At 50.6% G+C, this 21849-nt stretch carries 19 protein-coding genes and 4 pseudogenes; 12 read left to right on the top strand and 11 right to left on the bottom strand.

Going from position 1 to position 21849, the window contains the following annotated elements; genetic code table 11:
- Positions 1-26: 26 nt before the first annotated feature.
- Together ACP158_RS10020 and cysE are read right to left on the bottom strand one after the other, a co-directional pair.
- Positions 27-410, bottom strand: a complete 384-nt coding sequence (locus tag ACP158_RS10020; RefSeq protein ID WP_424945991.1) for a DUF6394 family protein — start codon at positions 408-410, stop codon at positions 27-29.
- Positions 411-492: 82 nt separating this feature from the next.
- Positions 493-1305 carry a serine O-acetyltransferase gene (gene cysE / locus ACP158_RS10015; RefSeq protein ID WP_424945990.1) on the bottom strand — a complete coding sequence of 271 codons (813 nt, stop codon included), beginning with the start codon at positions 1303-1305 and terminating at the stop codon, positions 493-495.
- Positions 1306-1419: 114 nt separating this feature from the next.
- On the opposite strand from cysE, the gene ACP158_RS10010 reads away from it, so the two are divergent.
- Positions 1420-1551 (top strand): hypothetical protein, encoded by a 132-nt coding sequence (locus ACP158_RS10010; RefSeq protein WP_424945989.1) that lies wholly within the window; start codon positions 1420-1422, stop codon positions 1549-1551.
- Between the two features lie 32 nt (positions 1552-1583).
- Positions 1584-1892, top strand: a complete 309-nt coding sequence (locus ACP158_RS10005) for a hypothetical protein (protein ID WP_424945988.1) — start codon at positions 1584-1586, stop codon at positions 1890-1892.
- A gap of 68 nt (positions 1893-1960) precedes the next feature.
- On the opposite strand, the pseudogene ACP158_RS10000 reads toward ACP158_RS10005, so the two are convergent.
- The 9 genes and pseudogenes from ACP158_RS10000 to ACP158_RS09960 form a co-directional block, all read right to left on the bottom strand.
- Positions 1961-2078 (bottom strand): annotated as a pseudogene (locus ACP158_RS10000) (IS1595 family transposase); the annotation flags it as partial.
- A gap of 119 nt (positions 2079-2197) precedes the next feature.
- A complete protein-coding gene (locus ACP158_RS09995; RefSeq protein WP_424945987.1) occupies positions 2198-3619 on the bottom strand; it encodes a Do family serine endopeptidase in 1422 nt (473 codons plus the stop codon).
- A 282-nt stretch (positions 3620-3901) separates the two neighbouring features.
- Positions 3902-5230, bottom strand: coding sequence for a dihydroorotase (locus tag ACP158_RS09990; RefSeq protein WP_424945986.1), 1329 nt, complete (start codon positions 5228-5230; stop codon positions 3902-3904).
- On the bottom strand, positions 5227-6213 hold the full coding sequence (locus ACP158_RS09985; protein ID WP_424945985.1) for an aspartate carbamoyltransferase catalytic subunit: 987 nt from the start codon (positions 6211-6213) through the stop codon (positions 5227-5229). The genes ACP158_RS09990 and ACP158_RS09985 overlap by 4 nt, the downstream gene beginning before the upstream one ends.
- Before the next feature lie 30 nt (positions 6214-6243).
- Positions 6244-6777, bottom strand: a complete 534-nt coding sequence (gene pyrR, locus ACP158_RS09980) for a bifunctional pyr operon transcriptional regulator/uracil phosphoribosyltransferase PyrR (RefSeq protein WP_424945984.1) — start codon at positions 6775-6777, stop codon at positions 6244-6246.
- A gap of 3 nt (positions 6778-6780) precedes the next feature.
- The gene (gene ruvX / locus ACP158_RS09975; protein WP_424945983.1) at positions 6781-7209 is read right to left on the bottom strand and encodes a Holliday junction resolvase RuvX; all 429 of its coding nucleotides are present in this window, start codon (positions 7207-7209) and stop codon (positions 6781-6783) included.
- Positions 7210-7232: 23 nt separating this feature from the next.
- The gene (locus tag ACP158_RS09970; protein ID WP_424945982.1) at positions 7233-8477 is read right to left on the bottom strand and encodes an McrC family protein; all 1245 of its coding nucleotides are present in this window, start codon (positions 8475-8477) and stop codon (positions 7233-7235) included.
- Positions 8467-10644, bottom strand: a complete 2178-nt coding sequence (locus ACP158_RS09965) for an McrB family protein (RefSeq protein ID WP_424945981.1) — start codon at positions 10642-10644, stop codon at positions 8467-8469. Before ACP158_RS09965 ends, ACP158_RS09970 begins: the two co-directional genes overlap by 11 nt.
- 29 nt (positions 10645-10673) lie before the next feature.
- Entirely contained in the window at positions 10674-11264 is a 591-nt protein-coding gene (locus ACP158_RS09960; protein WP_424945980.1) for a YqgE/AlgH family protein, read from the bottom strand.
- Positions 11265-11815: 551 nt separating this feature from the next.
- Between ACP158_RS09960 and ACP158_RS09955 the strand changes: the two genes are divergently transcribed.
- The 10 genes and pseudogenes from ACP158_RS09955 to aspS all read left to right on the top strand — a co-directional run bounded on the left by ACP158_RS09955 (position 11816) and on the right by aspS (position 21807).
- On the top strand, positions 11816-12682 hold the full coding sequence (locus ACP158_RS09955) for an inositol monophosphatase family protein (protein WP_424945979.1): 867 nt from the start codon (positions 11816-11818) through the stop codon (positions 12680-12682).
- A gap of 251 nt (positions 12683-12933) precedes the next feature.
- Positions 12934-14925, top strand: a complete 1992-nt coding sequence (gene tkt, locus ACP158_RS09950; RefSeq protein WP_424945978.1) for a transketolase — start codon at positions 12934-12936, stop codon at positions 14923-14925.
- Positions 14926-14976: 51 nt separating this feature from the next.
- Positions 14977-15978 carry a type I glyceraldehyde-3-phosphate dehydrogenase gene (gap, locus tag ACP158_RS09945; protein ID WP_424945977.1) on the top strand — a complete coding sequence of 334 codons (1002 nt, stop codon included), beginning with the start codon at positions 14977-14979 and terminating at the stop codon, positions 15976-15978.
- A 30-nt stretch (positions 15979-16008) separates the two neighbouring features.
- Positions 16009-17184, top strand: a complete 1176-nt coding sequence (locus ACP158_RS09940) for a phosphoglycerate kinase (protein WP_424945976.1) — start codon at positions 16009-16011, stop codon at positions 17182-17184.
- Between the two features lie 116 nt (positions 17185-17300).
- Positions 17301-17657: pseudogene (locus ACP158_RS09935) on the top strand (IS1595 family transposase); the annotation flags it as partial.
- A gap of 203 nt (positions 17658-17860) precedes the next feature.
- Positions 17861-17983, top strand: coding sequence for a hypothetical protein (locus ACP158_RS09930; protein WP_424945975.1), 123 nt, complete (start codon positions 17861-17863; stop codon positions 17981-17983).
- A 19-nt stretch (positions 17984-18002) separates the two neighbouring features.
- Positions 18003-18324 (top strand): annotated as a pseudogene (locus ACP158_RS09925) (IS1595 family transposase); the annotation flags it as partial.
- A 14-nt stretch (positions 18325-18338) separates the two neighbouring features.
- Positions 18339-19457 carry a sugar phosphate nucleotidyltransferase gene (locus ACP158_RS09920; protein WP_424945974.1) on the top strand — a complete coding sequence of 373 codons (1119 nt, stop codon included), beginning with the start codon at positions 18339-18341 and terminating at the stop codon, positions 19455-19457.
- A 97-nt stretch (positions 19458-19554) separates the two neighbouring features.
- Positions 19555-19836: pseudogene (locus ACP158_RS09915) on the top strand (FmdB family zinc ribbon protein); the annotation flags it as partial.
- 186 nt (positions 19837-20022) lie between these two features.
- Positions 20023-21807 carry an aspartate--tRNA ligase gene (aspS, locus tag ACP158_RS09910; RefSeq protein ID WP_424948447.1) on the top strand — a complete coding sequence of 595 codons (1785 nt, stop codon included), beginning with the start codon at positions 20023-20025 and terminating at the stop codon, positions 21805-21807.
- Positions 21808-21849: the final 42 nt, after the last annotated feature.

The following is a 21849-nucleotide window of genomic DNA, read 5'->3' as shown; positions in this document are numbered from 1 at the left end:
GATGCCTGTTCCGGGTTGATGCCGGATTAATGTCTATGCAAAGTTGTTTCGGCGGCAAGAATGACGACCGAGACTATGTTTGCAAGCAGCGCGCCGCCGGACAGGGAAACAATGCTCGCCAGAGTGTATTCGTTCAACGCGGCGTCCATCCCGTAGACCGATATTCCCCATACCAGACAGGCGGCTATCAACTGTAAATCCGCCACCAGACTGGATGCCACCAACACCGTTCCAACATGGGATTTGTCGCCAAACTTCATTAATGTGGCGATTAAACTAACCACCAGCGCGGCGAACAGCTCGAATACGTTATGGTGGCTTGGGTTAGACATATCGCCGATAAAGAATCCGAAATTCAGCGTTAACGCTAACAATATAAAAAAAGCAAACAGTACTTTTTCAAAATTCATGGTTGTTTCCGTTTGATTCTGGTGAATTATTTATGGTCATTGCACGGGATAATTATGCTCTATTCAAGGGCTATTCAGGGCGCTATTCCGGGCACTCCAGGGAATGGTCCATTTCCAAGGCCGGCGTTCCGCCGGCATAATCGCCCACCGGTTGTGCGGGAATGCCGGCCACGGTGCAATAATCATCCACATCATTCAACACTACGCTGCCGGCGCCGACTTTTGCATTTTTGCCGATGCTGATGTTGCCAAGAATTTTTGCGCCGGCGCCGATAAGCACGCCACTTTTAACTTTCGGATGGCGGTCGCCGGTATTCTTGCCGGTGCCGCCTAAGGTAACTTCATGGAGCATGGATACATTGTCCCCGACCACCGCGGTCTCGCCGATGACAATGGAGGTGGCATGGTCGATCAAGATGCCTTTGCCGATGCGCGCGGCCGGATGAATGTCCATGCCAAACACTTCGCTTACCCGGCTTTGCAAAAAACGAGATAGCCCACGGTGGTGGTTTTTCCACAGCCAGCGTCCCACGCGATACATCTGCAGCCCCTGATAGCCTTTGTAGTATAAGAACGGCAAGGAATAGCGGTTGCATGCGGGGTCGCGCTGACAAAATGCCAGCAGGTCAAGTTGTGCGGCATCGATAATACCGTGATCGTTTTGCAGGGCATTGCAAATTGTTCTTGCCAGAGTTGTTTTATCGAGAATTTCGCATTGTAGTCTGGAGGCCAATACTGCAGACAGGGCGTTACCGAAATTATCGTGCTCCAGTACCGCGCCGCGGTAAAATTTTTCGAGAACCGGTTCAGCGCGAAGCAAATCTTCTACTTCGGCCCGCAATAAAAACCAGATGTCGTCTGTAGCAGATGATCGCTTATGAGCAGTTTTTGCCATGAGCCGGAATTATAACAAATAAATCTTGCGCATTAGATTTGGCGGAGTGTAAGCCATATTTAAATAGGTTCAAGATACTTTAAGCGGTCGATTTCGGATAGATTTTAGCAGATATTGACACCTATTTTCGTGGCGCATATTGAAACGAGACTCACACTCTTTGAAAGGAGTCCGGCTACGCCGGACGACATATTTAACTGGATTCCCGCCCGCGGCGAGAATGACGGGCCGGGGGGACAATGGTGAATCGGAAGGCGATGAGTCCTTTTGAGAATACAATGGTAAATAAGTGTCACGCAAAGCCTGACACAACCGGCGGCTACGCCACTCTGGATTCCCGCCTGCCTGCGAGAATGACAAATAAGGGTCGTCATTGCCCGGCCCATATTATTATTGGCCGGGCAATCCAGTTAAATATGCCGTCCGGCGTAGCCGCCGGTTTGTGTCTGGCAAAGCCGGATGCCAAAAAGAGTCACGCTACGCGTGACAGATATTTAACTGGATTCCCGCCTTCGGCGAGAATGACGGCCGAGAGGGCGGTGCTAAAACACCGCTGGAAAGGAACAAAACGAGCAATGAATCAGTGAACACATACGCTCGCATTGCCCGGCCATGTGTTGTCTGATTTGAGTATACAATCGGCTGGTCGCCTGGCCAGAGACGCCGGTGATTCGAGCGACTTTGCAAGCCTCGATATCAAGGCAAAACAGCCGTGGAATCGCCCTGAATTTATTCTCCGAAATTCGGCAGCGAATGACATACTTGTTTTTCATTTATAGAACAATTAGTTATGACCATTTCACTATACCTTAAAGTATCTTGAACCTTTAAATAAAAGAGTGCGCTTCCTTGCGCGCGGCCAAAGTAGTGCGCCTAAGTGCAGAGGCGAGCATTATGTATTCATGGGGATAACAACAAAATGTGCCTGGTTATTTCTTTCGACCAGAAGCAGGACCGACCCTTTTTTGTTTTCTTGGGATAATTCTATTGCTTTTGCAACATCCGCAGGATTGACCACGACAGTCTTATCGACCCGCTTTATGACATCGCCTTCACGAAGACCGCGTTGTTCCGCAGAACTGTTGGGGACAACGTCAACAATGACTACGCCGACGGTGTCTTCATCAAGACCATATTTTTCAACTTTATCCTTATCGACCTTCGCCAATTTAAGACCAAAACCGAGCGACGAATCGCCGCCATCCAGGACGCTTGCAATCTGATGCTCAGCATTACTGCCCACAGCGACGCGCAGGGTTTTCGCGCGGTCATTGCGCCATAGCTTTATCTCCACTTCGCGGTCTTTCGTGGTCAACGCCACCAGCTTGGGCAGATCACGCATCTTGGTAATTTTCGTGCCGTCGTAAACCAGGATCACATCACCGGATTTGACCCCGGCTTTCTCTGCCGGACTATCCGCTATAACTTGGGTCACCAACGCGCCACTGGCATCATCCAGTCCCAGGCTTTCAGCAATTTCTTCGGTGATGGATTGGATGTGGACGCCGAGATATCCTCGTCGCACGATACCGTTTTCCCGCAGTTGCGTGATGACGTTAGCGACCATGGCCGAGGGAATTGCGAAACCAATGCCGACGCTGCCGCCGTTTGGAGAATAAATTGCGCTGTTGACGCCAATCACCTCGCCTTTGGTATTAAACAGCGGCCCGCCTGAGTTGCCGCGGTTGATGGAGGCGTCTATTTGAATAAAATCATCCAGTGGTCCTGAGCGAAGATCCCGGCCTCGGGCCGAAATAATACCGCTGGTGGTGGTGCCGCCGAGCCCGAATGGATTGCCGATGGCGATGACCCAGTCTCCGACTTCGGCCGCATCGGAGTCGCCGAACACCACATACGGCAATGCGCTATCGGTCTTGATTTCGAGCAACGCCAGGTCGGTTTTTTTATCGGTGCCTTTAAGGGTAGCGGGTATGCGGGCGCCGTCATCGAATACCACTTCAATTTCATTAGCGTCTTCAATGACATGATAATTAGTCACCACAAGTCCAGCAGGATCGATGACAAATCCAGAGCCGACGGCTATGGTTTTTCTCTCAACCGGGCGCTGATTGTACTTTTTCTGCGGTTGTCTCGAGTTGGGCTCGCCAAAAAACCGCCTGAAAAACTCTTCCAACTGCGGTGATTGATCGTAGAAGTCAAATCGATGACCCGGGCCGCCGGTGTTGACATGTCTCGTGACCGAGATATTCACCACCGTCGGCTTGACCGCTTTCACCAATTCGGCGAAACCGTCATTAACATTGATTTGGGTTAAATCCGCAGCCGCATGTGCCGGCTCTGTCTTTGCGAGCAATGGTTTCGATGGCACCGCGACGACGACTAAAGTTGCGGCTAATAGTAAGGTCAACGCAGCTAACGGCGCTTTGCCTTGTGGCCGTCTTGCGTTTGTCACTGATAGTGGTTGGGAGAGTGGCGGGTTGCTGTTGCTCATTATATTGATTTGCCTCAAAAGCGTTGGATTGGCGCAATTATAAGCGAATGAATCCTTACAATCACATGACCCGGTTACATTAGGCATTACATTATTGTAACTTAAAGCGAGGAACTTTTCGGCAATGATTATTCGCTGACCTGATTATTGGTCGGGATCTTCAAAGACGGTTTTCCCGCTGATGATGGTGCGGGTGACTTTGCCAATCATTTGTTTGCCCATGAACGGAGAATTTCTGCCCTTGCTTTGCATGGTGCGATCATCAAGCCGCCATTTTTTACTGGCATCGAAAAGACACAAATCCGCGCTCGCGCCCGCGGCTAAATGTCCGGCATCAATGCCGATAATTTTTGCTGGATTTATAGTGAGTGCGGCAATCGCTTGCGTCATGGTCAACTGATTCAGGATTAAGTTATCTGGCGCGACCAGGCTCAGGGTCAGCGGCAGCAGCGTATCGATTCCGGCGATGCCGATGGCGGCTTCGCTGAACGGGGCAAGTTTGGCGTCGACGCCGTGCGGTTGATGATCTGAGCAAATCGCCGCAATGCTGCCTGCGGCGACGCCGGCCAGCAATCCGGCGCGGTCCTGTTCGGTGCGTAATGGCGGCATGACTTTATATTGGGTATCGAATGCGCCAATATCCTTTTCGCAGCAGAGCAAGTGATGGATGGCGACGCCAGCGGTTACTGGCAACCCGCGTCGTTGCGCCTCGGCTATCATGATGACCGAACGGCGGCAAGAAATCAGGTCAAAGTGCGCCCGAGCGCCGCTGGTTTCGATGAGCGCAAGGTCGCGCGCCACGCCCACGGTTTCGGCTGCTTCGGGAATGGCCGGCAAGCCGAGTCGGGTGCTCACTTCGCCCTCGTGGACAACGCCATTGCCCTGCAGCCACTTGTCCTTCGGCGTGAGGAAAATCGGCAAATCGTAAGTCGAGGCATATTGCATCGCGCGCCGCATCACCAACGTATTCTCCACCGTCTCCAGTGCGTTGCTCACGCCAACGCAGCCGGCCTCCATCAGCATGGCCATGTCGGTCAGGCGCTGCCCCTGTAGATTGACGGTTAACGCGCCTAAAGGATGAACTTTGGCATAACCGATGTCGTCGGCCCGATTCTGAATCATGTGCGCCATGGCTGGCGTATCAATGATTGGGAAAGTGTCCGGCGGGCAAACCATTCGTGTAATTCCCGCGCTTACCGCAGCCCGAGTTTCACTTTCTATGGTGGCTTTGTGTTCTTCTCCGGGCTCTCTTAATCGGGCGCACAGATCAATCAATCCGGGAAACACATATTGACCGGAGGCATCGATGTCGTCGTCTATTGAAAATTTATCGGGCGCAAATTTATCTGCCGGCAATTCATCTGATGCCGAGGCAATGGCAACAATTTTGCCGTCGCTGATATAAATGTCATTGATGCCATTGATGCCGTTGGCCGGATCCACCAGGTGGCCATTGCGGATGACCCGATTCATGATCGGTCCTCTGAACGATCTTCTGCGCCGCCCATAAGTTTGGCCATGATTGACATTCTCACTGCGATGCCGTTGGTGACCTGATTCAGGATTACCGAATGCGAACCGTCGGCCACATTAGACGCAATTTCCAAGCCGCGATTAATCGGGCCGGGATGCATGACAATGGCATCTTGCTTGGCAAATTTAAGTTTGTCTTCGGTCAAGCCGTAGCGATTGAAATATTCCTGTTCGCTGGGAATCAGTTGTCCATCCATGCGCTCGCGCTGTATGCGCAGCATCATCACCACATCCACATCATCCAATCCGTCCACCATGTCGCTGGTCGTGGTCACGCCCATGGATTCGATTTCCGTGGGAATCAAGGTTTTCGGCCCGATCACCCGCACCGCTTTAACCCCCAGAATATTCAGGGCATGGATTTGCGAGCGCGCCACCCTCGAATGCAGGACATCGCCGATGATGGCGACTGTCAGGTTGGAAAATTCCTGTTTCGATTGCCGGATAGTGAACATGTCCAGCATCGCCTGGGTTGGGTGGGCATGGCGGCCGTCGCCGGCGTTGATGACGTGCACGTGATCGGGCAGATGGCTGGCGATAAGATGGGCCGCGCCGCTGGCATGGTCGCGCACCACGAATAAGTCGGTGTGCATGGCTTCCAAGGTGCGAACAGTATCAAGAATGGTTTCACCTTTAGCGGTGGACATTCTTGAAGCGCTGAGATTAATCACATCGGCGGACAGCCGTTTGCCGGCAATTTCGAAAGTCGTTCGCGTGCGCGTGCTCGGTTCGAAAAACAGGTTGACCAGCGTTTTGCCGCGCAACAACGGCACTTTTTTTATTTCCCGCTTGTCAAAATTGATAAAGGATTCCGCGCTATCGAGGATGTTGATCAGGGTTTGTCTGGGCAGTCCGTTGATGGTTAAAAAGTGTTTTAAGTTGCCATTTTCATCAAACTGAAGTGAGCTGTCGGACGGCATCATCCCGGCACACCTGTTTTGCTTGCGCCGGTTTTAATGACCCGTTTTAATGACATGCAGTTCAAGTTTGCCGTTTTCATTGGTCAGTTTTACTTGTCGGGAGTCATCAAGCGCCATGGCATCCATGGCACAACCAACAAAATCCGCCTGGATGGGAATTTCACGCCCCGATCTTTCGATCAACACGCCAAGCTTCACTTGGTTTGGACGCCCGTAGGAAAATATTTCATTCATCGCTGCTCGAATTGTGCGCCCAGTATACAGCACATCGTCAATCAGAATGATATTACGGTCTTCAATGGCGACCGGCAACTCGGATGATTTGACTTCGGGGTTCAGTCCAACCCGGCTAAAGTCATCGCGGTAGAAGGAAATATCCAGGCTTCCCAATGGTTCGCTATAGCCCAAAATCCGGTGCAATCGCTGCGCAATCCATACGCCGCCAGTATGAATCCCTATCAATATCGGATGGGCTGGATTGTGCGCGGCAATTTGCTCGGCCATCCCTTGAATGGTCTCTTCTATATCAATGCTCGTATCAGTGTTGGTGTCAGTGCTGCTACTCATATTCTAATTGTCATCCAAATAGGTTTGAAGAATCAACTGCGCGGCAAGATTATCGATTGCGCCAACTCGTTTTTTTGTCATTTTTTTTCCGGGCTCTACAGATTCACGCAATATGCGCTCAGCAGCGGCCGAGGTTAGCCGCTCGTCAACGAAGTTGACCGTCAATCCAGTATGTTCAGATAACTTTGCGCCGAATTTTCTGGCGGTAGCGGACATAATACTCTCACTGCCATCCATTGCCAGTGGTAATCCAACAACCAGCAATGCCGGCTTCCACTGTTGCATAATATCATCCAGAGCGCGCCAGTACGGCTGACCATTGCTGGCTGGCAAGGTCGAAAGCGCCTGAGCGGTTTTGGTTTGCCGATTGCCAGCCGCCACGCCAATACGCTTCAAGCCGAAGTCGAAACCGAGAATTCTGTTTGTTGTCATTGGTTGACTTCTGTCGGTGGTGTTCAGCATGGTAATTGTTCGATGATTTCTTTAACGCTGTTGTTCGGTTCGGTCACATCAAATGGCAGGCAAAACAAATTCACATCATCGTCAAAACGATATTCAACATATTCCTCTTTTTTGAAATTGGCGTTAGACGGATAAATCAGCACAACTTTTTTGCATCCGTATTGCTTGCCGTAGGCAAAAAGTTGATACATATCGGAATGCTTGATGTCATTTTTGTCGAAACTTTTCCATTTGGTATCGAGGATGAATTTGGGGTTAGTTTCAACACATAACGTTATATCCGGTTGCATCGTATAATTCCTGCCTTCGCCATGAATGGGTTGTGCTAATATTTTCTGCGGGGCTTGAGTTCGCACATTAAAGCCATGTTCATATCTGCGAAAATGATGCGCAACAAAATCCTCAAAGATTTGCTCCATCGGAAACAACAAACAATGATTGATATGCCTGCCGGAAAAAGTCGTCAAGCCTTGGCCAAATAAAAACAACCCAATCCACTGCATCGTTGCTTGATAATGTTGCATGGCGCGATCAATTTTTTGCTTGCGCCAATCGTCATCGTGGTTGTGTGAAATCGGTATATCGTTGAAATAAATTTTCATCTGATGCAACAGTTGTTGATTGCCCGGTTGCCGTATCATCGGCTGGAGTTTGTCAATGGTACTGTGAATCAAGCGATTGGCTGGGCGGTTCGCATTGAAATCATCGTATTGCACATAAAACCGCGCGCGGTTGGCGACATTCGCGCGAATGTGCTGCGGGAATAAAATGCGACCCTTCAAGCACGGCAAATTTTCCTCCACCGACTGATAATGCTTCGCCAAGCCGCGCTGAGTAAGGCGCACCAGATTAGTCAGGAACAAGCGCACAAAGATTTCCAGCATGTTAAATCTTTGCATGGCTTGAATACCGCTGGCGTTAAATTGCGCGTGATTAACGCCGCGCCAGGTGCTGAGCATTTGCACGAACACTTGCTTTGTTTTTTCGACATCGTCGTCGCTGCCGTGACCGAAATCCACTTTGGGTAGAATTTCCAACACCGTGCCTTTTCGGGTTTGGATAATGCCGACATAATTTTGCGCTTTTAACTTGCCGTTTCGCCATTCCAGCACCGGGCGAAATTTGCCCTGAGCGTCGCGCTGATTTTGCAGAGCAAAATCTTTCAGGTCTGCTGTTTCATCTTTGTCAAGGCCGGTGAGTTCTTCAAATTCCCTGACAATCTGCGGTTTAGTCGTCATCGTTATCGTCTGCTTGCGTTTGCCGGGAAGCATAGATCTTTTTATATTTTTCGGGGTCTTTCCATGCGGGTTCGGTCGCGACAGTTAGTTCATAAATTTTGCGGTCGCCATCCACAATTTCGTTATTGCCGAACAAATTAGAATCTATTGCGGAGGAAGTTACGAATCTATTTTTGTTTAACACAAGTTCAATTTTCGCCCAATCGTCATAAAAATACTCCTGCAACAACGGAATAATTTTGTTTTGAAAAACACGGGCAAGTTTTTCCATGCTATCAACGCCGATAAAATAACTGTGCCCAATCTGATGTTCACGATCGAGCAGGGCGGTGATGCGTTTGTTCATTGTCGCCAATAATGCTTGGCAATCCACGCCGTCAATGTCCGTGCTAATTTTCTCATGTTTAGGCTCTGGCATCATTTCAATAAAATCAAAACGCCGCCGCAAAGCCGTGTCCAACAAGGCAATAGAGCGGTCGGCGGTGTTCATCGTGCCGATGATATACAAGTTGTTCGGCACGCCAAAACTGTCGTCTTCGTCATCGCTATTGCTGGAATAGGGCAAAGTAACGGTCATTTGGTCTTTGTTGCCAATGCGTTTGGTATCTTCAATAAGCGTAATCAACTCACCAAAAATCTTGGCAATATTGCCGCGGTTTATTTCATCAATAATTAAAACATAGTTCTGTTTTTCTTCGGTGGTTTGTTTTACAGTTTGCCATTCGCTGTCTTGATAGGTTTTTATTTTTTGCATTAAAGGAAATAAACGAGAAGCATCACCATGACACGATGATTTCGACTTATGTGTCGGCTTGATATCTCGATACGTTTCAATTTCACCACTGATAAACTTCATATAGTCTCGCAGAACTATATTTGAGGATATATCGTAGTTTGTTGGGAGTTTTCCTAAAGCCAAATTGAACTGAATTTTTCCGTTATTTAATGTTCTCGCACCCGCAAGCAAAGTAGGACTGTTCGTTTCTGGATATAATTTAATTTCCTCGCCTTGATCAATTTTGTCGTTAATATATTGAGCAAAATCTCGTAGTAAAACATCTAAATCGAAAGTTTCAGTTTTTCGCAAATATTTAGTTAAATTTTCTTTTGCTTGCTTTGAAATGTCTTTGAAAACACCGTCAACGATTTCGTAACGCACGTTACCAGAATCGTCGCCCAACACCGGCTTGATGCCTTCAATAAAATCTTCATAAGAAAAGTTCTGATGAAAAGTCACCATTTCAATTTGCCCGGACTCTTTTAATTCGTCAAAGCGTTGTTTGACTGTTTGACGATCTTCTTTTTCAAGTTCTTCGACCGTCGTGCCCTCAATAATCGCCAGCGCATGGTAAACCGTGTTCCAGGTTTTACCGGTGCCCGGCGGGCCGTAGAGGATTTGATTAAGCGGATGTTTCATTTTGTCATCACCATGCGGTTGGTTTTTTTCACCATCATTTTGAATGGGTTTGGAGTCCTTTTTTGCGATACTCGTCAGATAAAGAGATGTGTTGATTTCATAGAAATCTTGTTGCGGGAAAGCCGCGCGAAATTTGCTTAGCACCGTCTCGTTGTAATATTTCAAGCCATCCGGTTGCGCGATTTTCCTTCTTATCTCTTTGAAGGGAGGTAAGTCGAGCGTATCGTGATGCTTAAGAATGCCCTTGTCCACAGGCATGAACCGCTTTGGATTGATTAGAAACATAGTTTGTGTCAACTTTGCGACACCAACATTCTGTATCTCTAACGCCTTCTTAAAATCATTGGATGTAAGATCTTCATCGCTTATCGCCTTGCGAAACAACTTCCACAGCAACTTAGGATCTCCTGCGCCGTTGTTATGAAACAATACTGGGGTTATGAATGTAGGGGTCGGGATAATAAATCCATCGCTAAAGGTTACGGCAGATAGAGAATTTTCCTCACTGATTCCAAATGCGCTATTGACATTTTTGTATATTTCTTCACGATTCTTCCGACCATTACATTGTGCAAGGAAATAAAAAAACGAAAACGGATCAATATTTTCATCGCCATACCTGAGCAAGATGGGGTTGTCGACTGTCCACTCGACTTGCTTCGCACGCTCAATCAACCCCGCCTCTCCGCCCTCGGCGACTTTCCCCGCCAACTCTTGAAACCACGGCACCCAAGCATAAATCTCTTTCATTTCTCAATTCTTTGGTTTAACGTACCGACTTAGGCGTGACCAACCTGATGCGAAAATTTGTTAGTATCAATGCCAAGCAATTTTGCGGATTGTTGCCATTTATTATCCACTTCACTTGCGAATAAAATTTTATGGTCGGCGGGCGTCGTGAACCAGGCGTTTTCCTGGATTTCTTGTTCCAGTTGACCCGGCGCCCAGCCCGCGTAGCCCAGGCTCATGCATACTTTTTCCGGGCCTTCGCCACGCGCCATATCGGACAGAATATCCTTTGAACTTGTTAAGCGCAATTGTTCGCCGATATCCATACTCGACTCCCATGATTTGGTTCGGGATTCAAATGTTCTGTTGTGAACGATGAGTCCAAGCTCAGGGTAGATCGGCCCGCCATCCAGAACCGGCTTGTTGGAGTAATGATTGCTTGAGGCGTCAATTCCCAGTTGCTCAAAAATATCGCCAATCCGGTGGTCTGTCAGCCGATTGATGACGATTCCCACCGCGCCTTTATGGTCATGCTTGCACATTAATATCACGGTCTGCTTGAAATTAGGGTCATTCAGTTGCGGCATGGAAACCAGAAATTGGTTTTCCAGAGAGGCGAAATCATGGATTGAGAAGACCATTGGCTGTTCGATATTAAGTGGGTAATGGCGATTATTTTATCATGCTATTATAGCGCATCTCGCGATTCACGTTGATGATGTTGTGGTGCATGTTCCTTGCTCAGGTTCTTGCGCAGGTTTGTTCGGGCTCAGACACATAAGAGACTGTTAACCTGGCCCAGCTAGTGCGCTTAAAGCAGGTCAGGCCGGCGGCGTTTGATGGCAGGGCGGGTCAAGGAGTTCAAGGCAGCCTGTCCGATCACCCCCATCTCGGAAGTGGGACTTTAGTCCCGCAATCTGCAATGGTTTGGCGAGGCTGAAGCCTCACTTCCGAGGGCCGTTGACGGTGACCGCGATCAACCAGAAACTGGTCCATTACCAGTGGACCTATAATCATGCCGACCACACGATAGTTTGGATTTAATGACGCCGATGGCGTATTATCGGCAACCCACCTTGGCGACCTGATTTTGTCGCATATGTGGTGAACCCGGACAGGTTCTTGCTCTGATAACCTCAGGATGGCATTATTCAAAACTTTCCGAAGCGGATTCTTAACTGACGAGTCGACAATGACTGCCAAGAGTGCATCAAACATTCCAGATCTATTGACCCTCATTGAAATAGTCAAACAGGCTGCAACCGTGCTGTTAAGAAAGGGGGGCATGCCGTTGAGAAAAGTCGGCCTAGCGCCCAATATTGAGCGGCCTGCGATTAAACTGGATGGTAGCCTGGTCACGGAAGTTGACCGCAGAATCCAAAGCCAGTTAAAGCGTATTTTAATTTCCAAATGGCCTCAATATGGATTCATCGGGGAGGAAATGAAGCATGCGGATCAAGTCAAAACCTGCCAACAAAGCGAGCATGGATATTGGATAGTGGATCCATTGGATGGCACCACAAATTTCACCGCAGGATTTTTGTTTTTTGGGGTCTCACTGGCATTGGTAATTGATGGCTTACCCATCCTGGCCGTAATCTATGACCCGGTACGGGATGAATGTTTCTCGGCCCAACGCGGGCAAGGCGCTTGCTTAAACGGCAAGACGATGACCTGCCCGCACACCAGGAGGTTGAGTGACTGTATTGCTAATGTGGATTATAAACGCTTGGTTGGGGAACTGGCGGCTCAGCTGGTTCGTTGTCCGCCTTATCGTTCGCAAAGAAATCTGGGTTCCTCGGTTTTGGAATGGTGTTGGCTGGCAGCGGGGCGAATTCAATTGTATTTACATGGCGGCCAAAAGCTATGGGATTTTTCCGCGGGCTATCTGATTCTCCAGGAAGCCGGCGGCATGGCGACTTCACTTTCCGGCTTGCCGTTGGATTGCACTAAGTTGCGTAAACGCTCTGTGGTCGCGGCCGTCAATCAACAATTGCTTGATCAATGGGTCGAGTGGATTGATGCCAACAGCGCTATTTCACAATCCGCGCCATTTTAACATTCCTCCGACCCGTTTGTTTTTGTCCCGGTTTTTTGTCCTGAAGCATAATATTTAGTTCTGTCCGAACCAAAAAACGGCTATATTTCAGTTCCATAATAAACTCGGTATTGAAACCTGAAGCTCGGCTATAAAAGCGGTTTTCTGGTCGCGCTACCGAGCATTAAAATAGTAAATTGATACATTATATCAATAATTTAGAGCCTAAAATTAAACTTGATAGTAACTATGAAACAGCGACCGGAAGCGACATGCCTCCAATAAGCCGACGAGAAAAAGCCAACGCCATTCGTGCCTTGAGTATGGACGCGGTGCAAAAAGCCAACTCGGGCCATCCCGGCGCGCCGATGGGCCTGGCCGATATCGCGGAAGTGCTGTGGTCGGATTTTCTCAAGCACAATCCGGCCAATCCAAAGTGGCCGAACCGGGATCGATTTGTGCTTTCCAATGGCCATGGATCGATGCTTATTTATTCGTTGCTGCATTTGAGCGGATACGACCTCGGAATTGACGAGATAAAAAACTTCCGCCAACTGCATTCGAAAACCCCCGGACATCCGGAATACGGTTATACCCCGGGAATAGAAACCACCACTGGCCCATTGGGACAGGGAATATGTAACGCAGTGGGCATGGCAATTGCCGAGAAAACATTGGCGGCCCAGTTCAATCGAAAAAATCATCCCATCGTCGATCATTTCACCTATGTGTTTATGGGCGATGGCTGTTTAATGGAGGGCATTTCCCATGAAGGTTGCTCCTTGGCGGGCACGCTGCAACTCGGCAAATTAATTGGATTTTACGATGATAATGGCATTTCCATCGATGGCGCGGTAGCGGGCTGGTTCACGGATAATACGCCGATGCGGTTTGCGGGTTATGGCTGGCATGTTGTTGCCGATGTCGATGGCCATGACGCCGATGTCGTAGCCGAAGCGATTCGCGAGGCACGAGCCGAGACCGCGCGCCCGACGCTGATTTGCTGCAAGACGATGATTGGTTTTGGCGCACCTAACAAGGCCGGGAAAGCGTCCAGTCACGGTGCCGCGCTGGGCGCAGATGAAGTGGAACTGGCGCGCAAGCAGTTAGGCTGGCGCCACCCACCGTTTGAAATCCCGAAAGAAATCTATGCTGCCTGGAATGCCCTGGACCTCGGTCAGTCCGCGGAGCGCCAATGGAACGAAGCATTTGAGCGCTATCAAAACGACTATCCAGAAATGGCGGCGGAATTTAAACGCCGAACAAACAATCAACTTCCATGCAACTTTGCGGAACAATGTGCAAAGTTAATTGTTTCAATCGATGAAAAGCAGGAATGTATCGCCTCGCGCAAGGCATCGCAAAATGCGCTGGAAGGTTTGGGCCCATTGCTGCCCGAATTAATTGGCGGATCTGCCGACCTCGCAGGTTCGAACTTAACAATATGGTCTGGATCAAGAGGGATTGAAAGCCAATCCGACGGCAACTATATTTATTTTGGCGTGCGTGAATTTGGTATGGCGGCGATTGTCAATGGCTTAGCCTTATACGGTGGATTCAAGCCCTATGGGGCAACATTTTTGATGTTTTCGGACTACGCCCGCAACGCCTTGCGCATGGCCGCGTTGATGAAAATACCGAGTTTATTCGTTTTTACTCATGATTCAATTGGCCTGGGGGAAGACGGCCCTACGCATCAAGCGGTCGAGCAACTCGCGAGTTTACGGCTGATTCCGCGCATGTCGGTCTGGCGACCTTGTGATGCGGTCGAGTCTACGGTGGCGTGGCAGCAGGCTTGCCTATCAACCGACCAACCCTTCTGCCTTATTTTTTCGCGGCAGAATCTGGCGCACCAAACACGAACTGCCCAGCAAATAGATGACATCAAACGCGGCGGTTATGTGCTTAAAGATTGCGACGGCGAAGCCGAAGCCATTATTATTGCCACAGGCTCAGAGGTTGAACTGGCCATGGCGGCGGCCGGGCAATTAGCGGATCGCCGGATTCGCGTGGTCTCCATGCCGTCCACCGATAGATTTGACGGTCAGGATAGGGCCTATCGTGAATCCGTGCTGCCGTCTGATATTATCAAACGAGTTGCTGTTGAAGCGGGTGTTGGCGATGGTTGGATGAAGTACATCGGGTTTGGCGGCACTGTGGTCAGTCTTGATACCTTTGGTGAATCGGCCCCGGCGGCCGATGTTTTCAAGTACCTTGGCATGACCACAGAAAAAGTTGTTGAAGCGGTTGAAAAAATTTTATAGTTCATGTTTTATAGTCATGTTTTATAGTTCACAAAAGTTGGAGTGATGACAATGTCAATAAAAGTTGCAATTAATGGTTATGGGCGTATCGGGCGAAATATTTTACGCGCCAAATACGAGTCCGGCAATGATGAAATTGAAATCGTTGCGATTAACGATTTGGGTGATGCCAATACCAACGCGCATCTGACCCAGTACGATACGGCTCATGGCAGGTTTCCCGGAACCGTCGAAGCCGAGGATAATCACATCGTCGTCAATGGCGACAAGATTGCGGTGTTTGCCGAGCGTGACCCGGCAAAATTGCCCTGGGCTGATTTGGGCATTGATGTGGTGCATGAAAGCACCGGTTTTTTCACCACTAAGGAAAAAGCCAGCGCGCATTTAACCGCCGGCGCAAAGAAAGTTATTATTTCTGCTCCGGGCGGCAAGGATGTCGATGCCACCATCGTCTACGGCGTCAATCACGATATATTGAAAGCCTCAGATACGGTGATTTCCAACGCTTCGTGCACCACAAATTGTCTGGCGCCGCTGGCGAAAACGCTGAACGATTCGGTCGGCCTGGTGCATGGCTTAATGAATACCATTCATTCCTATACCAATGATCAGGTTCTGACCGATGTCTATCACAGTGATTTGCGCCGCGCGAGATCGGCGACCAGCTCCATGATTCCCACTAAAACCGGCGCGGCCGCGGCAGTGGGATTGGTGCTGCCCGAACTCAATGGCAAACTGGACGGTTTCTCGATTCGCGTGCCGACCATCAATGTATCGGTCGTGGATTTAACTTTCGTGGCGGCGCGCGAGACTTCGGTGGAGGAGATCAATCAGATATTGAAAGACCGCGCCGACGGAAAAATTCTGGGCTACACCTATCAGCCGTTGGTGTCCATAGATTTCAACCATAGTCCGGTATCTTCGACAGTTGACGCCGGGTTGACCCGAGTGACCGGCGGAACATTGGTCAAGGTGTGCGCGTGGTATGACAACGAATGGGGTTTTTCCAATCGCATGTTGGATACCACCGTGGCCTTAATGAACGCGCCCTGATGCGCGATTAACCGCGCGCCGGGCGACGACATGGCCATCACTACGATGACCGCGCTCAACTTGCGTGGCAAGCGCGTGTTGATTCGGTTGGACTTGAATGTGCCGATGGCGCACGGCGCGATCACTTCCACCGCCCGCATCGACGCCGCGATGGCGACCATCCACCACGCCCGCGACGCTGGCGCGAAGTGCATGTTGATGTCGCATGTCGGTCGCCCGCGCGAAGGCGAGATTGACCCCGCGATGTCGCTGGCGCCGGTGGCGGCGTATCTCGGCCGCGAGTTAAATTGCGAGGTAAAATTATGCGGCGACTACCTTGCGTATCCGCCGACCGTTGCCGACGGCGAAGTCGTGATGTTGGAAAATGTGCGCTTCAACCGCGGTGAAAAAAACAATGACGATGCGCTGTCGCGGCAGTACGCGTCGCTCTGCGATGTGTTTGTGATGGACGCGTTCGGCACCGCCCACCGCGCGCAGGCTTCGACGCACGGGGTCGGAATGTATGCCCCTATTGCATGCGCCGGGCCGCTTTTGTGCGCCGAATTAAATGCGCTTGAACGCGCGCTGGAACATCCTGAACACCCGGTTGTCGCCATCGTCGGCGGTGCAAAAGTATCCACCAAATTAACGCTGTTGGAATCGCTTTCAAGCGTCGTCGATCAATTGGTGCCCGGCGGTGGCATCGCCAACACCTTCATCGCCGCGGCCGGCTACCGCGTTGGAAAATCCTTGTATGAGCCAGCGTTGCTCGATCAGGCGCGGGCGTTAATGGAATCCGCGCGCAGTCGAGGCGCTGAAATCCCGATTCCAACTGATGTGCTGGTCGGCGAAAAGTTTTCCAGAGACGCGAGCGCGCAAGTGAAATCAGTGGACGAGGTCGGCGATGATGATTTTATTTTTGATATTGGCCCGCAAACCGCAAGACGATATGCGTCCATTATGAACACCGCGGGCACCATAGTATGGAACGGCCCGGTGGGCGTATTTGAATTTGAACAATTTTCGCAAGGCACCGCAATATTGGGCGCGGCGATCGCGGACTCGAGCGCGTTTTCAATCGCCGGCGGCGGCGACACATTGGCCGCAATAGAGAAATTTGATCTTGCTGACCGAATATCCTACATCTCAACCGGCGGCGGCGCGTTCTTAGAATTTCTGGAAGGCAAGACCTTGCCTGCTGTGGAAATGCTTCAGTCCCGAGCTTAGGTTGGCGGGCTGGATTCCGGCTCTCAGGCCCGCCATTATCGGGCCTGACCCGATAATCCAGTGAAACCCCCGCGGCGTTAGCCGCGCTGCTTGGAAATGACGGCGGGAGTGGCGTTATTCTTCCCCATCGATTGATTAATCTATTTGCAGCCAGCACGACGGCCAGAAGGGCAGCGTCATTAGTGGGTATTAACCAGACGACCGCCGGTTATTATTTTCACCGTCTTCGCGATCTGATTTATCATCACGATGACAATGGCGGGTTGATGGCCGGCGAGATTGAGGGGGATGACAGTTATTGTGGTGGACAAGGCAAAGGCAAGCGCGGTCGCGGGGCGGGCGGCAAGCGGTATTGGGCTGGCTTAAACGCGATGGCCGGGGTTGCGCGGCGCCCATAGCCGATGCATAGCCGATGCTCGGCGCCAAACCCTGCGATTATTCGGTGCAAGGTGAAGCCGGACAGCGTGGTGTTCGAGCTCAGACACATAAGAGACTGTTAACCTGGCCCGGCTAGTGCGCTTAAAGCAGGTCAGGCCGGCGGCGTTTGATGGTAGGGCGGGTCAAGGAGTTCAAGGCCGCCTGTCCGGTCACCCCCATCTCGGAAGCGGGACTTTAGTCCTGCCATTTTGGCAATGGCTTGGTGAGGCTGAAGCCTCACTTCCGAGAGCCGTTGACGGTGACCGCGATCAACCAGGAACTGGTCCATTACCAGTGGACCTATAATCATTACCGACCACACGATAGTTTGAATTTAATGATGCCGATGGCGTATTATCAGCAACTCACCTTGGCGACCTGATTTTGTCTCATATGTGGCAAAGCTGGACAGCGTGGTTTGTTCGGATGCATTTGGCGGTTATAATGCGCTGGATGTATCTGAATTTAAGTCGTTGCGTATAGCCGTAGCAAAATGTTTGCCGACAAGCACAATCACATCAATGGCATTGAGAATTTTTGCAGCCAGGCAAAGCGGCATTGCGCAAATTTAATGGTGTTCCGCGAGGTCATTTTCCATTGTTTTTGAAGGCGTGTGAGCGGCGTTTTAACCACAGCGACCCAAAGTCTCAATTAAATAAATTGAAACCATGGGTTAGAGACAATATGGGTTGGCTATCCAGGACAGCCCCAAATTTTTTTTGATAGGATAAAGAGTAATGAAAGCGATGATCCTGGCAGCGGGGAAAGGAACCCGAGTACAGCCGCTGACCTATGAGATGCCCAAACCGATGATTCCGGTGCTCGGAAAACCGGTTATGGAGTATCTCATTGAGCAGTTGGCGAGTCACGAATTCCGCGATGTCATGGTCAATGTCAGCCATTTGCCCAAACCCATTGAAACTTATTTTGGAGACGGTCGGCGCTGGGGCATCAATATTGGGTACTCCTTTGAGGGGCATGTAGAGAAGGGGCGGTTGTTTGGCGAGCCGTTAGGCTCGGCTGGGGGAATAAAACGCATTCAGGAATTCGGGGGGTTTTTCGACGATACATTTATAGTGGTCTGCGGCGATACCATCATCGACCTGGACTTAACCGCCGCGATTCGAAAACACTGGCAGTCCGGCGCAAAAGCCAGCATTGTGGTCAAGCGGGTAGCCAAAGAAAGGGTTGTTGATTATGGGGTTGTGGTCGCTGATGACACCGGGGCGATAACCTCGTTTCAGGAAAAGCCGACCGTGGAGGAGGCTAAATCCACACTGGTGAACACCGGAATTTACATTTTTGAACCGGAGATCATCGATTTGATTCCCAACCAAGTCGTGTATGATATTGGCACTGACTTGCTGCCGGATTTATTGGCCAGAGGCCTGCCGTTTGGCGCCATAGAGCTACCGTTCAGGTGGGTCGATATCGGGCGCTTGAGCGACTATTGGCAAGCCAACCAACAACTGATGCGCGGCACGATCCGAGGCATGACTATGCCGGGCGTGGAAGTTATGCCGCAAGTATGGACCGGCTTGAACGTGGCCATCGACTGGGATGACGTGCTGATTGAAGGCCCGGTTTATATCGGTTCAAATTCAAGAATCGAAGCCGGTTGCGAGATTCAAGGACCAACCTGGATCTCCCATGGCTGCTACCTGCAAGGCGGCGCCAAAGTCCACAAAAGCATGCTGTTCGAGCATACCTTGATGCGTAGCCACGGCGCAGTGTTCGAGGCCGTGGTATTTGGACGGCATTGTGTGGACAAGGAGGGTCGCCCGGTTGAAAGCAAGGGATCCGGTCTGGATTGGGTGGGCGACGCGCGCGACAAGGTGCTGAAATCCAGGAAATAAGGCGGCTCATTCGGTGATGCAAGCGGATTTATGCATTACAATTTCGCCTCGAAATTTTTATAATTAGCGCCACGAAATTTTTGCGATAGTGTAAGCCATGCCTTTTTACGAGTACCAATGCGGTGATTGCGGTCATCGTCTCGAAGTGTTACAGAAAATATCGGATGAACCCCTGATTTTTTGCCCTCAATGCAATGAAGCATCGCTTAAAAAATTGATTTCAGCCGCCGCATTTCGATTGAAGGGTAGCGGCTGGTATGAAACCGATTTTAAGCATGGCGACCAGAAAAAACAGAAATCGGCTGACAAAAAATCTGCAGACGCTGAGTCGGCATCTTCAGGTCAATCTGAATCAGGCTCATCTAAACCAGGCTCATCTAAACCAGGCTCATCTGATGAGCAGGCTGGCGCCAACCGGTCGGACAAGGGCAAATCTGACAATGGCGGGTCGGACCAGAGCGCGCCAACCTCGTCTGCCCAGAGTAAGGAAAACGCCTCATCCGCGGCCACTTGAGTTGGCTGAGTGAATTCACCCGGTTATTTCGATTCTGATCAGGAACGCCCGGTGCGAACTCATCTTTGCGAACAACTGAATCAATCGCATATCGACCAAACGGTGACTTTGGCGGGATGGGTGCTGAATCGCCGCGACCATGGCGGTGTCATCTTCATCGATCTGCGCGATCGATCCGGCAGAATTCAGGTGGTCGCCGACCCGGATTATCCAGCGCCCTTTGCGATTGCTGATAAATCAAGAAATGAATATGTGCTTGCGGTGACCGGCCGGGTGCGGGCCCGGCCAGAAGGCACTGCCAATGATGCCTTGGCAACCGGAAAAATCGAGGTCATCGCCGACCACATTACCTTGTTGAGTCGTTCAGAACCGTTGCCGTTTCAGATGGATGACGATGAAATTGGCGAGGCGACTCGATTGAAATATCGGTTTTTGGATTTGCGCCGACTGGTCATGCAATCCACGTTGCGAATGCGCCACAAAATCATATCCGCCTTGCGACGCTTTCTTGATCAACGCGAGTTTGTGGATATCGAAACGCCAATTTTGACCCGTTCCACCCCCGAAGGCGCGCGCGATTATCTGGTGCCGAGCCGCACCTATCCGGGCCAGTTTTTCGCGCTGCCGCAGTCGCCGCAGTTGTTCAAGCAACTGCTGATGGTGTCCGGTTTTGAACGCTATTATCAAATTGCGCGGTGTTTTCGCGACGAAGATTTAAGGGCCGATCGGCAGCCGGAATTTACCCAGTTGGATATCGAAGTCTCATTTATGGATGAAGATGAAATCATCGGCCTGATGGAGCAGATGATTCGGTACTGTTTTAAAACCATTCTGGAGGTCGAGCTGCCCAATCCTGTTCCCCGCATAACCTATGCCGACGCCAGGTCTCGCTACGGCATCGATCGACCGGATCTGCGAGTCTCGCTTGAACTGACCGAAATCACGGATTTAATGAAGGGCGTGGAATTCAAAGTGTTTTCCGGCCCGGCGAATGATGCAAACGGGCGCGTCGCTGCGCTGAATGTGCCCGGCGGAAACAAATTATCTCGAGCGCAGATTGACCAATACACGGCGTTTGTTGCCCAATATGGGGCCCGCGGCCTCGCTTATATCAAGGTCAATGACGCACCCGCTGGCCGGGAGGGCCTGCAATCGCCGATTTTGAAATTCTTGCCCGATGATGTGTTGTCGGAAATTCTGAGTCGCACCGGCGCGGCAACCGGCGACTTGATTTTTTTCGGCGCGGACCAAGCCAGCGTGGTCAATGATGCATTGGGCGCGTTGCGCCTCGAGGTTGCGCGCGATCTGAATCTGATTGCGCCGGGCTGGAGGCCGGTTTGGGTGGTGGATTTTCCATTGCTGGAATGGAGCGAACAAGACCAGCGGTGGCAGTCGCCGCATCATCCTTTCACCGCGCCGAGAACCGAACATATCGCATTGCTTAAAACCGATCCGGGCAAGGTATTATCCCGGGCTTATGATTTAGTATTGAACGGCAGCGAATTAGGCGGCGGGTCAATCCGCATTCATCAGGCCGATCTTCAGCAGCAAGTATTGCGGCTTTTAGGCGTCGATGCCGCACAGGCGGAAGCTAAATTCGGATTTTTGCTACGGGCTTTAAAGTTCGGCGCGCCGCCGCATGGCGGCATCGCCTTCGGCATTGATCGATTGGTGGCGCTGATGTGCGAGGTCGGGTCCATACGCGATGTCATCGCCTTCCCCAAAACCCAAAAAGCGTCCTGCTTGTTGACCGAAGCACCCAGCACGGTCGATGAAAAACAATTACGCGAATTGGGATTGGTGGTGAAAAAACCGCGGGGTTATGATGCGAAATGATTAATGACTGGTTAGGCATTTGTATGATCTTTGATTCTTTGT

Origin of the sequence: Candidatus Spongiihabitans sp., assembly GCF_965247905.1 — a bacterium.
GTDB lineage: Bacteria > Pseudomonadota > Gammaproteobacteria > Arenicellales > Poriferihabitantaceae > Spongiihabitans.
This window is presented reverse-complemented; position numbering and strand designations above follow the sequence as displayed.

What these genes read in the sequence shown, in the direction of transcription:
- ACP158_RS09940 (WP_424945976.1), top strand. Translation starts at nt 16,009, where the DNA reads ATGGCCATCACTACGATGACCGCGCTCAACTTGCGTGGCAAGCGCGTG.
- ACP158_RS09965 (WP_424945981.1), bottom strand. Translation starts at nt 10,644, where the DNA reads ATGAAAGAGATTTATGCTTGGGTGCCGTGGTTTCAAGAGTTGGCGGGG.
- ACP158_RS09985 (WP_424945985.1), bottom strand. Translation starts at nt 6,213, where the DNA reads ATGATGCCGTCCGACAGCTCACTTCAGTTTGATGAAAATGGCAACTTA.
- ACP158_RS09920 (WP_424945974.1), top strand. Translation starts at nt 18,339, where the DNA reads ATGAAAGCGATGATCCTGGCAGCGGGGAAAGGAACCCGAGTACAGCCG.
- ACP158_RS09970 (WP_424945982.1), bottom strand. Translation starts at nt 8,477, where the DNA reads ATGACGACTAAACCGCAGATTGTCAGGGAATTTGAAGAACTCACCGGC.
- ACP158_RS09990 (WP_424945986.1), bottom strand. Translation starts at nt 5,230, where the DNA reads ATGAATCGGGTCATCCGCAATGGCCACCTGGTGGATCCGGCCAACGGC.
- tkt (WP_424945978.1), top strand. Translation starts at nt 12,934, where the DNA reads ATGCCTCCAATAAGCCGACGAGAAAAAGCCAACGCCATTCGTGCCTTG.
- ACP158_RS09960 (WP_424945980.1), bottom strand. Translation starts at nt 11,264, where the DNA reads ATGGTCTTCTCAATCCATGATTTCGCCTCTCTGGAAAACCAATTTCTG.
- ACP158_RS09955 (WP_424945979.1), top strand. Translation starts at nt 11,816, where the DNA reads ATGACTGCCAAGAGTGCATCAAACATTCCAGATCTATTGACCCTCATT.
- gap (WP_424945977.1), top strand. Translation starts at nt 14,977, where the DNA reads ATGTCAATAAAAGTTGCAATTAATGGTTATGGGCGTATCGGGCGAAAT.
- ACP158_RS10020 (WP_424945991.1), bottom strand. Translation starts at nt 410, where the DNA reads ATGAATTTTGAAAAAGTACTGTTTGCTTTTTTTATATTGTTAGCGTTA.
- ACP158_RS10005 (WP_424945988.1), top strand. Translation starts at nt 1,584, where the DNA reads ATGGTAAATAAGTGTCACGCAAAGCCTGACACAACCGGCGGCTACGCC.
- ruvX (WP_424945983.1), bottom strand. Translation starts at nt 7,209, where the DNA reads ATGACAACAAACAGAATTCTCGGTTTCGACTTCGGCTTGAAGCGTATT.
- cysE (WP_424945990.1), bottom strand. Translation starts at nt 1,305, where the DNA reads ATGGCAAAAACTGCTCATAAGCGATCATCTGCTACAGACGACATCTGG.
- pyrR (WP_424945984.1), bottom strand. Translation starts at nt 6,777, where the DNA reads ATGAGTAGCAGCACTGACACCAACACTGATACGAGCATTGATATAGAA.